Origin of the sequence: Vibrio sp. 1S139 (assembly GCF_041439475.1) — a bacterium.
GTDB lineage: Bacteria > Pseudomonadota > Gammaproteobacteria > Enterobacterales > Vibrionaceae > Vibrio > Vibrio crassostreae_C.
In genome coordinates this window covers 74874-87838 of sequence record NZ_JBGOOD010000004.1, presented here as the reverse complement: position 1 = coordinate 87838, position 12965 = coordinate 74874, and the positions used below count along the sequence as shown (strand labels likewise).

At 45.4% G+C, this 12965-nt stretch carries 10 protein-coding genes; 6 read left to right on the top strand and 4 right to left on the bottom strand.

Annotated elements, in window-relative coordinates:
• Positions 1-2 precede the first annotated feature (2 nt).
• From ACED46_RS02700 to rlmM, 6 genes are all read left to right on the top strand, one after another.
• A complete protein-coding gene (locus tag ACED46_RS02700) occupies positions 3-950 on the top strand; it encodes a flagellar motor protein MotB (RefSeq protein WP_017060777.1) in 948 nt (315 codons plus the stop codon).
• A 318-nt stretch (positions 951-1268) separates the two neighbouring features.
• Positions 1269-2717, top strand: coding sequence for a tRNA uracil 4-sulfurtransferase ThiI (gene thiI, locus ACED46_RS02695; protein ID WP_029235325.1), 1449 nt, complete (start codon positions 1269-1271; stop codon positions 2715-2717).
• 671 nt (positions 2718-3388) lie between these two features.
• A complete protein-coding gene (locus ACED46_RS02690) occupies positions 3389-4297 on the top strand; it encodes a transcriptional regulator GcvA (RefSeq protein ID WP_012604639.1) in 909 nt (302 codons plus the stop codon).
• On the top strand, positions 4290-4913 hold the full coding sequence (locus ACED46_RS02685) for an alpha/beta fold hydrolase (protein WP_017069501.1): 624 nt from the start codon (positions 4290-4292) through the stop codon (positions 4911-4913). The genes ACED46_RS02690 and ACED46_RS02685 overlap by 8 nt, the downstream gene beginning before the upstream one ends.
• Positions 4903-5301, top strand: a complete 399-nt coding sequence (locus ACED46_RS02680; RefSeq protein ID WP_017069500.1) for a DUF423 domain-containing protein — start codon at positions 4903-4905, stop codon at positions 5299-5301. The genes ACED46_RS02685 and ACED46_RS02680 overlap by 11 nt, the downstream gene beginning before the upstream one ends.
• On the top strand, positions 5298-6389 hold the full coding sequence (gene rlmM / locus ACED46_RS02675) for a 23S rRNA (cytidine(2498)-2'-O)-methyltransferase RlmM (RefSeq protein ID WP_017060773.1): 1092 nt from the start codon (positions 5298-5300) through the stop codon (positions 6387-6389). The genes ACED46_RS02680 and rlmM overlap by 4 nt, the downstream gene beginning before the upstream one ends.
• A gap of 77 nt (positions 6390-6466) precedes the next feature.
• On the opposite strand, the gene xni is transcribed toward rlmM, so the two are convergent.
• The 4 genes from xni to ACED46_RS02655 form a co-directional block, all read right to left on the bottom strand.
• Positions 6467-7240, bottom strand: coding sequence for a flap endonuclease Xni (gene xni / locus ACED46_RS02670; protein ID WP_017069498.1), 774 nt, complete (start codon positions 7238-7240; stop codon positions 6467-6469).
• A 160-nt stretch (positions 7241-7400) separates the two neighbouring features.
• Positions 7401-8765 carry a nucleotide 5'-monophosphate nucleosidase PpnN gene (gene ppnN / locus ACED46_RS02665; protein ID WP_048612241.1) on the bottom strand — a complete coding sequence of 455 codons (1365 nt, stop codon included), beginning with the start codon at positions 8763-8765 and terminating at the stop codon, positions 7401-7403.
• Positions 8766-9008: 243 nt separating this feature from the next.
• Complete coding sequence (locus ACED46_RS02660; RefSeq protein ID WP_081229491.1) at positions 9009-10574, bottom strand: GGDEF domain-containing protein; 1566 nt, start codon at positions 10572-10574, stop codon at positions 9009-9011.
• 118 nt (positions 10575-10692) lie between these two features.
• On the bottom strand, positions 10693-12939 hold the full coding sequence (locus ACED46_RS02655) for a tetratricopeptide repeat protein (RefSeq protein ID WP_371720852.1): 2247 nt from the start codon (positions 12937-12939) through the stop codon (positions 10693-10695).
• Between the last annotated feature and the right edge of the window lie 26 nt (positions 12940-12965).

The following is a 12965-nucleotide window of genomic DNA, read 5'->3' as shown; positions in this document are numbered from 1 at the left end:
AGATGGATGAAGAAAATCCATGTAAATGTCCTCCTCCGGGATTGCCTCAATGGATGGGGACATTTGCTGACTTGATGTCACTGCTGATGTGTTTCTTCGTACTGCTGCTCTCATTCTCTGAGATGGACGTACTGAAGTTCAAACAGATCGCTGGCTCGATGAAATTTGCGTTTGGTGTACAAAACCGCTTGGAAGTGAAAGACATTCCTAAAGGCACCAGCATCATTGCACAAGAGTTTCGACCTGGTCGTCCAGAGCCGACACCGATTGATGTGATCATGCAGCAGACGATTGATATTACGCAGCAAACGCTTGAGTTTCATGAAGGTGAATCTGAGCGTGCTGGCGGTACCATGCGTGATCAAGGCAAGATGACCGGAGGCAAGTCGCCAGAGGTTTCGACTCACGACAATCAAAACTCTGAGTCAGACCAACAGCAACAACAAGCTGAAGCTCAATCGCAAGAGATGGAAACCTTGATGGAAAGTATCAAGAAAGCGTTGGAGCGAGAGATCGACCAAGGCGCGATTGAGGTGGAAAACCTTGGCCAGCAGATCGTCATTCGAATTCGTGAGAAGGGTGCATTCCCATCGGGTTCTGCTTTCCTACAGCCTAAGTTCCGACCTTTGGTGAGACAGGTTGCTGAGTTGGTGAAAGATGTTCCGGGTATCGTTCGAATCTCAGGGCACACCGATAATCAACGTCTTGATTCCGAGCTTTATCGATCTAATTGGGACTTGTCATCACAGCGAGCAGTGTCTGTTGCTCAAGAGATGGAAAAGGTGCGTGGTTTCTCTCATCAACGCTTGAGAGTACGCGGCATGGCGGATACCGAGCCAGTCGAGCCGAACGATACTGAATGGCAACGTAGCCTCAACCGCCGCGTTGAAATCAGCATCATGCAGGGCGAGCCGCTTTACAGTGACGAAGTGCCTGTTATTAATGAATAGCCGATACGTGTACACACGGTAACATGCAGATAGCATCGAAAGCCCAACCTTATAATGAGGTTGGGCTTTTTGTTTGCTGGTCTTCAATGGTTCTCTCTGCGGCATTTATGTCGTTTCGAAACCTGCTACTGTTAATAACAAGCGGTTTAATGATGGTGTTACAGCAAGCACTCTTTTCCTTGCTTCACTTTCTCATGTATAATTCGCGCCCTTAGATTTAGATATGATCTATTCTTGCTTCAAGTGCTGTGTAAATTCTCTAATTTACTTGGCGATGAGCGTTTTCAAAATTTTGAACATTAATGTTGTGAAAGTACTATGAAATTTATTGTTAAGCCCCATCCGGAAATTTTTGTAAAAAGTGAATCGGTGCGTAAGCGCTTCACAAGGATTCTAGAGTGCAACATTCGTAACGTTATTCAACGTCGCTGTGAAAGTGTTGCGGTATTCAACCGTCGCGATCATATTGAAGTGACGTCTGAGAGTGACCAGTACTACGCAGAAGTGTTAGAGGCTCTGACTCACACTCCAGGTATTCACCACTCTCTTGAAGTTCAACAGTCTGAATTCAAAGACTTGCACGATATTTACGAGCAAGTACTAGAACGCAGCCGTGCTGACATTGAAGGCAAGACTTTCTCTGTACGTGCTAAGCGTCGTGGTAAGCATGACTTTACCTCTATTGAACTTGAGCGCTACGTAGGCGGCGGTCTAAACCAAGCAGTTGAGTCAGCGAAAGTTCGACTTAAGAACCCTGATGTAACCGTTAAGGTTGAAGTGGCTAACGACAAGCTAAACCAAGTTCTAGCTCGTCACAAAGGCCTCGGTGGCTTCCCTCTTGGTACTCAAGAAGATCTACTGAGCTTGATCTCTGGCGGCTTTGATTCTGGTGTTTCAAGCTACCTGCACATCAAACGCGGCTCTAAGGTTCACTACTGTTTCTTCAACCTTGGTGGCCCAGCGCACGAGATTGGTGTTAAACAAGTGGCTCACTACCTATGGAATAAATACGGCTCATCTGCAAAGGTGAAGTTCATTTCTGTAGACTTTGAACCTGTGGTTGCTGAAATCCTTGAGAACGTAGAAGACGGCCAAATGGGCGTTGTTCTTAAGCGTATGTTCATGCGTGCTGGTGGTATGGTTGCAGACAAGTTCAAGATCGAAGCGTTGGTTACTGGTGAAGCACTAGGTCAGGTATCAAGCCAAACGCTAACTAACCTGCGTCACATCGACAACGTGACAGATACTTTGATTCTTCGTCCGCTTATCAACTGGGATAAAGAAGACATCATCGACCTTTCTCGTATCATCGGTACTGAAGACTTCGCTAAGGTAATGCCTGAGTACTGTGGTGTTATTTCTAAGAAGCCAACAGTGAAAGCGAAGAAAGGCAAACTGGAAGCAGAAGAAGCTAAGTTTAACTTTGAAGTGCTGGATCAAGTGATCGAGAACGCTCGTGTTATGGATATCCGTGACATCGAGAAAGAGAGCCAAGAGCAAGCGCCTGAAGTTGAACAAGTTCAAGCTGTTGCTGAGCACGCTATCGTTCTTGATATCCGTAGCCCAGAAGAAGAAGACGAAAGCCCATTAGAGATCGAGGGTGTTGAAATTAAACACATCCCATTCTTCAAGCTTTCGACTCAGTTTGGCGACCTAGACCAAGCGAAAGAGTACTTGCTGTACTGTGACCGTGGTGTAATGAGCCGTCTACAGGCACTTTACCTACAAGAGCAGGGCTTCCATAACGTTAAGGTTTACCGCCCATAGTGGTGTGTTGACCAAGCGTTAATCATTTTGCAAAGCCGTTTACTGAAAAGTAAGCGGCTTTTTTATTTTCTATTGTGAATGATTTACAGTAGTCAGACAGAGGCGTGAGTTTGGGCGTGCTATCGTCATGCTCAGCTTTGAAATTTTTGATTGATAGAAAGAGTGTGTTCTAAACGGGTTTATAAGTACCGAAGAAGTGTGAGTATCTTGAAGTATTCTGTTACTTTTTAGTGCAACTCAATGGTGCTATTTGTATGTGTTCAGTTGATTATTTGAGTGGGTGTCTGATTCTGTGATTGGCGATGAAAAATAATAAAGATTAATTAGCACAGCTATTGATAAACTTGTTGTTACATTTCTTTGCACATAAAAAAACACCGCCCATAAGGCGGTGTAAACAAATTTGACAGACAGGTCAAAATAAATACAGGAAGTACATGCCTCGTTTCAGTATAAACTGCAACAAAACATTTGGTAGAACTCTACCCAACTCGAAAAGAACGAGTTTGCAAACACAACATCGCAGGAGCTAAGCCAATTGATTCTAGAGAGAATCAAGCCGTTCAGGCTAGCTGCTGCGGGATGAAATATAGAATTTCTCTGGCTGCTAGGCAATGGACAAATTATAATGTTTCAGATAAAAAAAACTAATGCTTATTTAGAGAGTAACTATGTCTCGTCGATTACCCCCATTAAACTCGCTAAGAGTGTTTGAAGCTGCAGCTCGACACTTGAGTTTTACGCGTGCTGCAGAAGAGTTGTTTGTTACTCAAGCGGCAGTCAGTCATCAGATCAAAGCGCTTGAAGAATTCTTATCTTTGAAGCTGTTTCGCCGAAGAAACCGCTCTTTGCTGCTAACTGAAGAAGGTCAAAGCTACTTCTTAGATATCAAAGATATTTTCACATCACTAGCAGAAGCGACAGACAAAGTGCTGGAGCGAAGTGAGAAGGGCGCATTGACCATCAGTTTACCGCCGAGTTTTGCTATTCAATGGTTGGTACCAAGGCTCGCTGACTTTAATCAGCAAGAGCCTGATATTGATGTAAGAATCAAAGCCGTTGATATGGATGAAGGCTCGCTAACCGATGATGTAGACGTCGCTATCTATTATGGCCGAGGTAATTGGTCGGGGCTTAGAGCCGATAAGCTTTACCAAGAATACTTGATCCCTCTTTGCTCACCTTCCGTGCTGCTAGGAGTAAAACCATTAGAATCTCTCAGTGATTTAGCATGTCATACGCTATTGCATGATACTTCTCGAAAGGATTGGAAACAGTTCGCTAAGCAAAATGGTATCGATGGGGTAAACGTTAATCACGGCCCTATCTTCAGTCACTCAACCATGGTGCTGCAGGCAGCGGCTCACGGCCAGGGCATTGCTCTGGGTAACAACGTGTTGGCGCAGCCTGAAATCGAAGCGGGTCGTTTGATTGCGCCTTTTGATGAAGTGTTGGTGAGTAAGAACGCCTTCTATGTGGTTTGTCATGAGAAACAAGCCGACATGGGTCGTATTGCTACCTTCCGCGACTGGATGCTAGCGAAAGCGCAAAGTGAACAAGAGGACTTACTTGATGAATAACCTCATCATTGATGGTGAAGACAACCCAATAACCTTTATCTTTGCACATGGTGCTGGCGCAGGTATGGATCATGAGTTCATGCAGTCGGTAGCAAAAGGGTTGGCGTTTAAAGGGATACGAGTGATTCGTTTTAATTTCCCTTACATGATCAAACGTGCTGAAGATGGTAAGCGTCGTCCACCTGATCGAGCCCCTAAACTGCTCGAAGCTTACCAAGATATTATCGGACAGGTAGATGCCGATAAGCTTGTGATTGGCGGTAAGTCGATGGGAGGACGTATGGCGAGCCATTTGTCTGAAGTTGATAAGGTGGCTGCAATGGCCTGTTTAGGCTTTCCTTTCCATCCGCCAGGCAAACCAGAGAAATACAAAGGTGAGCACTTGGCTGAGTTAGCAAAGCCGTGTCTTATTCTGCAGGGTGAACGTGATACCTTTGGTAAGCGAGAAGAGTTTGCTGATTTCGACCTGTCGGATTCGATTCGTGTTGAGTTTATTCCTGATGGCGATCACAGCTTTAAGCCTCGTAAGAGCTCTGGCTACACCGAACAGCAGAACATAGCGTTAACCGTTGAGAAACTATCGGCGTTTATCAAAGAGGTGCTTAATGAGAAGTAAGTATTTACTCACTTTTGCAGGTATCTCTGGCGCAATAGCCGTAATGCTAGGTGCCTTCGCCGCTCACGGGTTAAAAGCTGTCTTGCCAGAGTATCTGCTAGGCGTGTTTGAGACAGGTGTTCAGTACCAGTTTATCCATACACTAGCAATATTGGCGTGTGGTGCTCTGCTACAGATGAAACTTGGTGCTAAATCACAAAAATATTTTTTCATTGCGGCAATTTGCTTTATCATCGGCATCCTTTGTTTTAGTGGCAGCCTTTATGGCTTAGCACTGACAGGAATAAAATGGTTTGGCCCTATAACACCGTTTGGTGGTCTACTATTTATCATTGGTTGGGGAGTCTTCTCCTTCGCTGCTTTGAATATAAAAGAGGTAACTCAGTGAAACACGTACTACTTTATTGTCGCTCTGGTTTTGAAAAAGAATGTGCTGGCGAAATTCAAGACAAGGCAACACAACTGGAAGTGTTTGGTTTTCCTCGCTTAAAGAACAATACAGGCTTTGTATTGTTTGAATGTTATCAAGCAGGCGAAGCCGATAAACTGGTAAAAGAGATCGACTTCCAATCGTTGATCTTTGCTCGTCAAATGATCGCGGTAGCGGTTGAAATCAAAGATCTGCCGACTGATGATCGTATTTCTCCAATTCTTGAGGCGCTTTCTGAGAAAGAAGGTTTCCCACGTTGTGGCGATATCCGTATTGAAACACCAGACACTAATGAAGCGAAAGAGCTTTTGAAGTTCTGCCGTAAGTTTACTGTTCCGATGCGTCAAGCGATGCGTGGTAAAGGCCTGATGACAGCGAAAGATAACGCTAAGAAGCCTGTGCTTCATTTATGCTTTATCGCTCCGGGTCACTGTTTTGTCGGTTACTCCTACCCAACGAACAACTCACAGTTCTTTATGGGTATCCCTCGTCTGAAATTCCCATCAGATGCGCCAAGCCGTTCTACATTGAAGCTAGAAGAAGCATTCCACGTATTCATCCCTCGTGATGAGTGGGATGAGCGTCTGGCTCCAGGCATGTGGGGTGTTGATTTAGGAGCGTGCCCAGGTGGTTGGACTTACCAATTGGTTAAGCGCTCGATGTTCGTTCACTGTGTTGATAACGGCATGATGGCAGATAGCCTAATGGAAACGGGTCAAATTAAGCACCACATGGTGGATGGCTTTAAGTTTGAACCAGACCGTAAGAACGTAACTTGGATTATCTGTGACATGGTTGAGAAGCCAGCTCGTGTTGCACACCTTATGGGTGAGTGGATCATTAAAGGCTGGGCGAAAGAAGCACTGTTCAACCTTAAGCTGCCTATGAAAGGCCGTTACGATGAAGTACTGCAAGATATCGAGAACCTAAAAGTGTTCCTTATTGAGAACAAAGTGAAGTTCAAGATGCAGGCTAAGCACCTTTACCACGATCGCGAAGAGATCACGGTTCATATTCAGGCGCTTTCAAACATCTCACCGCACTAATACGCGGTTAATGAACATAAAAAAACGCTCCTTGTTAGGAGCGTTTTTTTGTATCAATATTATCGAGTCACAGCGACTTAAGCGTTTGCTTCGTAACGAATATCTTGCAGGTTGAACCCTAAATCAATATCGGTTTTGAGTGCCGATACTTGCTTACATACACGAGCGGATTCGATGTGTTCGTCGAACTTCTTACGATATTTTTTCGGCAGATCTTCTGCTTGATAGGCCGCTTCGATATCTGGGTAAGTGGTCAATATCTCTTTGGCTGCTTTTGGCCCGATACCTGGGATGCCCGGTACTTGGCTTGAGCTTACGCCCGTTAATCCCCAGTAATCCGCCAGTTGTTCAGGTTTAACGCCAAACTCAGCTTCGATAAAGGGTTTATCTAACCAGCGGTGCTGGAAGTAATCTCGGATCTGAAGCGTTGGTGACAACAGTTGGCAGTAGCCCTTATCCGTCGAGACGATGGTGACGGTTTCTCCGTGGTCAGCCACTTTCTTTGCCAGTGTTGCGACGAGATCATCCGCTTCATCGCCATCAGACAGCAGTGAATCAATGCCTAACTCCCACCAAGCTTGTTGAATAGCATCAAGGCCTTTCATCAATGGTTCTGGCATGGGTTTACGATTCTGCTTATAAGCAGGAAGCACATCTGCGCGCCAGCCACGGTCTTGTAAATGGTGATCAAATACCGCGATGATGTGGGTGGGCTTTGATTCATTCAGAATCTTATTGAGAGTGCGAATTGTGGTGGTAATGGTTCTTGCTATATCGGTTGGATCCGGCTGAACAGAGTGCACGCGTCGGATGAGGTTTAAGGCATCGATAATAACAAGATGGATAGACATAAGTTTCCACTAAATAGGCAATAAAAAAGGGGCTGCTAGCCCCTTATAGTAACGTATCACTTGGTGAGTTGAAACGTTGGTAACGTAAACGTCATAAGCTGATTAACGTTATGCCTACCAATTGGTTATCACTCACTTAGCTACTCGTTAATGAGTGTGCCTATTCGCTCGGTGCGATTTTATAGCAAGGCACGTAATCAGAGCCGCCAGGTAACTTCATTCGATGTTGCTCAACAAAGTCATTCAGCAGTTGGTCCATCTTGGTCATTAGCTCTTTGTCGCCATCAATTAGGAATGGGCCGTGCTTCTCGATCTCCAGAATACCCTCTGCTTTGACGTTACCAGCCACAATGCCTGAGAACGCTTTACGTAAATTAGCGGCTAGGCTTTCTGTTTTTTGGTCCATATGAAGATCAAGCGCCGCCATAGATTCGTGTGTTGGGTCGAATGGCAGTTGGAACTCAGGCTCAATATGCAGTGACCAGTTGTAGCTGTAGGCATCACCGGTCTCTTTACGGTGAGAACGCACATCTGGCATCGCTTGTTTCATGATTTTCGCAGCGCGTGCTGGGTCATCAATCACGATCTCGTAATGTTTCTGAGCATCAGGCCCTAGAGTTTCCCCAATGAACTTATCGATTGAGCGGAAGTAAGCCTCACTCTCTTTCGAGCCCGTTAACACAATCGGCATTGGCTGTTCGGCGTTATTCGGGTGCATCATGATCCCTAAGATGTACAGCAGCTCTTCGGCCGTGCCGGGGCCGCCTGGGAAAATGATGATGCCATGTGCCATACGAACAAACGCCTCAAGACGCTTCTCAATATCTGGCATGATCACCAGTTCGTTGACGATTGGGTTTGGTGGCTCAGCCGCAATGATCGAAGGCTCGGTAAGCCCAAGATAACGATGATCGGTGTAACGCTGCTTCGCGTGACCAATGGCAGCCCCTTTCATTGGGCCTTCCATTGCACCCGGTCCACAACCGGTACAGATATTCAGTTCACGGAGGCCGAGCTCATTACCGACTTCACGAGTGTATTGGTATTCGCTGGCATTAATAGAGTGACCACCCCAACATACAATCAGGTTAGGCTCGATGCCTGGCGTCAACGCACCTGCATTTCTCAAGATACCAAACACAAGGTTAGTAATGTGAGTGGCATTAGTCAGGTTGAGCCTTTGGTTATCGGCTAAGTGCATGTTGACGTAAACAATGTCACGCAGCACTGAAAATAGGTGCTCTTGAATACCCTTGATGATTTCACCATCGACAAAGGCATGCTCTGGTGGGTTGCTTAGTTCGAGCTTAATACCACGCTCACGGCGAACGACTTCGACATCGAACGACAGATATTTGTCGAGCAACTCTTTGGAGTTGTCGGTATGGCTACCCGAGTTCAGGACCGCTAACGTACAGTTGCGATACAGTTGGTACAGATCACTAGACGCGGTTTTCTTAAGACGCTCAACCTCAAGTTGAGAGAGTAAATCCATGCTACCGGCAGGGCTGATATGAGTGATCATAGTGCCTCCTTGTTGAAAAGAGCAGGGGACGTTGAAGTGACCCTCTGGCTCGAGAGTGAGAAGCAAACGTTGAAAGTGTTTGGTTAAAGGTAGGAGAGAGTTAACCAGACGAAACGGATACGACAGCGTTGCTTGCCAATAATGCTTGTTAAGCGAATGTTAATCATTAGCTTAGCAAACATTGAGGGAAATGGTATGTGATAAGTATTTGAAAAAATGAAATAAATTAAATCTAGGGCTGGCCTAGTGCCAAACAAGTTGGTTGTTACCGCGTTGTTTTGCTTTATTTAGCGTTGTATTGAGTCGCTCTAACACTTCTTCCGGTGTATCTGACTCTTTAAACTGAGTACTTGCCGCGCATAAAGTAATCGTGATTTGTTGGTCACGGAACTTAAAGGGTAAGCGGCTTACTTGAGTTTGAATGTTTTGAATCACTTGGTGACAATATTCATCGGTTTGCTCTGGCAATAGTAAGACAAATTCTTCACCTGAAAAACGCGCCACAGTATCGGTCGTGCCTGCTTCTTTGGTGATGGTTCTTGCGATGATCTTAAGCGCTTTATCGCCGGCGGTATAACCAAAGCTATCGTTAATGGCTTTGAAGTTGTCGATGTCCAGAAGTACTACGCGCAGTGAGTGTTGTGCGCGGATCCAGCGGCGATACTCAAGCTCTAAGCGATCAGTAAAGGCAGTGCGATTGTAAACCTTGGTTAGAGGATCAAGCAGCATACGCTGAGCCTGATCTTCCAAGCGCTTACGGTAATCTTGCGTCACTTCATAGAGTGAATCTAACTGAGTCTTTCCGTAACTCATTCTCTCTATCAGAGCTTGTTCTTTTTGCTCTGCGTGGTTCAGCCTTTCCGAAAGAGAGGCGATTTCACTGAGTAGCGGATTAATCGACAGCTTTAAACTATCAATATCTTTCGCTTTATCTACCGAGCTTTGGCTTCTAGTGACTAGTTCATTTAACTCAGAGTTTAGACCTTGTCGGTGCTCAAAGTAGCTCTGGCTCTGGTCGGCATTTTGGTCTGCCGTTTTGATGCTGGACGCTAAAGAAGAATTAAGCTGATCGATGAATTGTTCAGACTTCTTACGTTCTAGGTTGGTGCCTTCAATAACCAGTTTGAGGATCTGAAGTGTTAGCTCAAGTAGGTTTTGTGTGGAAACACCAAGCAGCAGCTTCGCTCGAATATCGGTAAGCAGATCACCCGATTCACCCTCGAAGTCGAGTTCAGTGATCAGATGTTGTAGTTCGTTTGATAGGTCGGAAAGGAGCTCTTGTTCCGGAGAGTGCGCAGCGTCAGCAAAATGGGTGCGTGAGTTATTCGCCATAATCTTTATGGCACGCTCATAAATACCGAGAAGTTTCATGGCGTGGTCGACTTTCTGACTGCCATTGCATTCGGAGAAGCTAAGTAAGTTTCGTAGGTCGCGTTTGAGCTGTGCTGGAAGGCCAGTTATGCGCTGCAGCGTTTCCCCACTGTGCTTAATGCTATCGTCCAGATACCCGTTCTGTTTATCCATAGCCAACGTTTTCTGCTTAAGCATCCTTTCTAATACTGCCAGTTTTGGGATCATTGAGCTAATGTCTTTTTGCTTTTCTAGCTCTTCCCTAAGGGCAATGAGGTTTTCATCTAAATGGCTGTTACTACCAACACATGCATCACTTAAAGACGTGACGATACGCTTTAGAACTTTCTGTTCTCTAATAAACTTGAACGAGGTGTCTCTTTGCGTCAAACGGACCTGCTCCAACTGAGATTTCAGCTGGTGGAGTTGCGCCTGAATGTCTTTTTCAAGAATGCCCATAGATGTATTTATTAGCGCCGCGTAGACCGATCTCGATCATTTTGATGAAATTCCGTTACATCGATAATAACAAAACTAAAAATAAGGTCACGACTTGCTGCTCTTAACCGCTCGCAAATCAGTCATCTTTTAGCATTTTTTTGATGTTGTCCTCATTCTGGTACGAGGATTGTATTTTTATTAACCCTTGATTAATCGCATGTTTACACGCTTCTCTTATGTTACCAGTTGCAAGGCTCGCTGCTGGTGCATTATCGATAGCTTTTAGATAGACCCATTGGCTACTGCGCTCTTTGAGACTGATCTCACGGGCGAGATTGGTCGACATCAACAATACGTCGAGCAGCTCTTGATCGTTAATTGCGGTGTAAGCGCGTGGCAAGAATGGGTAGTCAGCGATGCCCATACGGACCGTTCGGTTGATGTTTCGCTCTGTTTCGAAGTCATTCACCCAAGACTGAATCTTTCTGAACATGTCCTCAGGCGACAAATCACGGTCCGCGTTTGGCTCGATATAAAGCAGGTTCGCATCCGAGAAGTGGTAGACACGAGCTGGGCCTTCAAGCTTAGATTTTAGGAATTCACCGAAAGCGTCTTCCAGTTCTAGACCGGCTTTGTAACCGTTCTGCGTGTACATATTGCGTAAGAACGGTAAATCAATCATCACGAAGCGTAAGCGGTCGTTGAGTGGCTCATGAATCAATTCGCCAAGTTGCCACTGTTCGAAGGTCTGGCTGGTTTGTTCCAGCGAGTTAGAGAGCTTCGCATTGAGCATTCTTAAGTTCGGAAGCTTTGAACGTGAGTGCGTAAATAGGTCGGTGCGCAGTGAGTCCACTTCTTTGGCTAAGGTTTGAATGAGATAGCCACGGCGCAGAACAAAGAAGAACAAGACAATGCTGAACAGGAATAGGGCGAACGATATTTTTTGGAACTTACGATGCTCCAGTTTGTATTGCTCTAGCTCTTGCGCTTGGCCTGCGTAGTGCAGGGTTTGTTCGGCAAATTCTTTCTGTTGACGGAACGCGTCTTCGCCAACACGGTTGAGTTTTTGCTGCTCTAGAGAGACAAGGCTGTTGTATTGCTTGAGGTTTGCCAATGCTTGCTGTGGACGACCTGCCTGTTCATAACCCAAAGAAAGTAAGTAGTACGAGCGTTGTGAAAGGCGCATGTTCTCTATCTGGCGTGAGATCTCAAGTGCACGTGTCGCATGCTTTATCACGTCTTCGCTTTCTTGTAGGTGATACGCTAACCCTGCAGCACGGCCTTCCAGCTTTGGAATGTCGGTATATTCCAGCATCTCAAGGGCACGGGTTAGGTACTGTTCTGCTAGAGGGTAGTTATAAAGGCGTAAGTAGGTCGCCGATAGACTTAGTCGGATATCAATGACTTGGTGGATATCTCGGTCAGTGCTTTCGTGATCAAGAACGTTGAAGAAGTGTACCAAGGCAAGGTTATATTTCCCTTGATAGAAGTACACATCCCCCATTTTCTTAAGCACTTGTGCTAAGACAGGCGAGTTTTCAAAGTTGTCATAGAAATCAGCGGCTTGAGATAGGTGTTCTAACGCTTTATCCAACACTTGGCGCTCAAAGAAAAGCTGCGCAAGTAGGCGGTTGACCTTGGCCAAACGTGAACTTAGATTGCCCTCTACTGATTTCCAGTAGCCATACAACAACTCGGATAACGCGTGGTTGTACTCTTTGTGAGTCAGATAAAACTCGCCGACGGAGATATGGTAGTCGATGGTGACTTTTTCAGAGTAACGCTGATCGAGATAGGTTTTGGCTTCTTGATAGAACTTTTCGGCTTCATCGATCTTGTTGTCGTAAGAGGCGATGTCGGCTTTCAACATGATCAAGCGATAGGTAATGCCTTCCGTTAAGCGTAAGGTTTTATTCACCGACTCTAGATTTGTTTCAATGTTAGTGAGCTCTGATTTTGCTTTGGCTGATTTTCTATCACTCAGCCAAAGTAAGCGAACTTTTAGGATCTGAAGATCTATTTTTAGGTAATCAAGCTTATAGGTTTGCGCTAGCTCGGAGGCTTTGTCGATGTGCTGAATCGCAATACGCATATTGCCAAGGTTGTATTCCGCTTTGGCTAAGATCTTATACGCATCGATACTGCTGTTTGGTGTTCGAATCGAGGAGTCTGTCTCTTCGCGAGAAATAGCTGAAGGGCTTTTCTCGCGTTGATCAGAAAGGACACGCAGCGTTAGGTAGCTGTTGGCCATTTGTTTTGCTTGGCTCGGCTCGATCTCAACCAAATTATTGGCTTCATTGAGTAGCGCCGACGAATAAACCGACGCATTGACCGATGTGCTTAAGCTTAAAATAAATAGACTAACAACGTATAACCAACGCATTTCAATGTCCCTTTAAAGATTTGGTA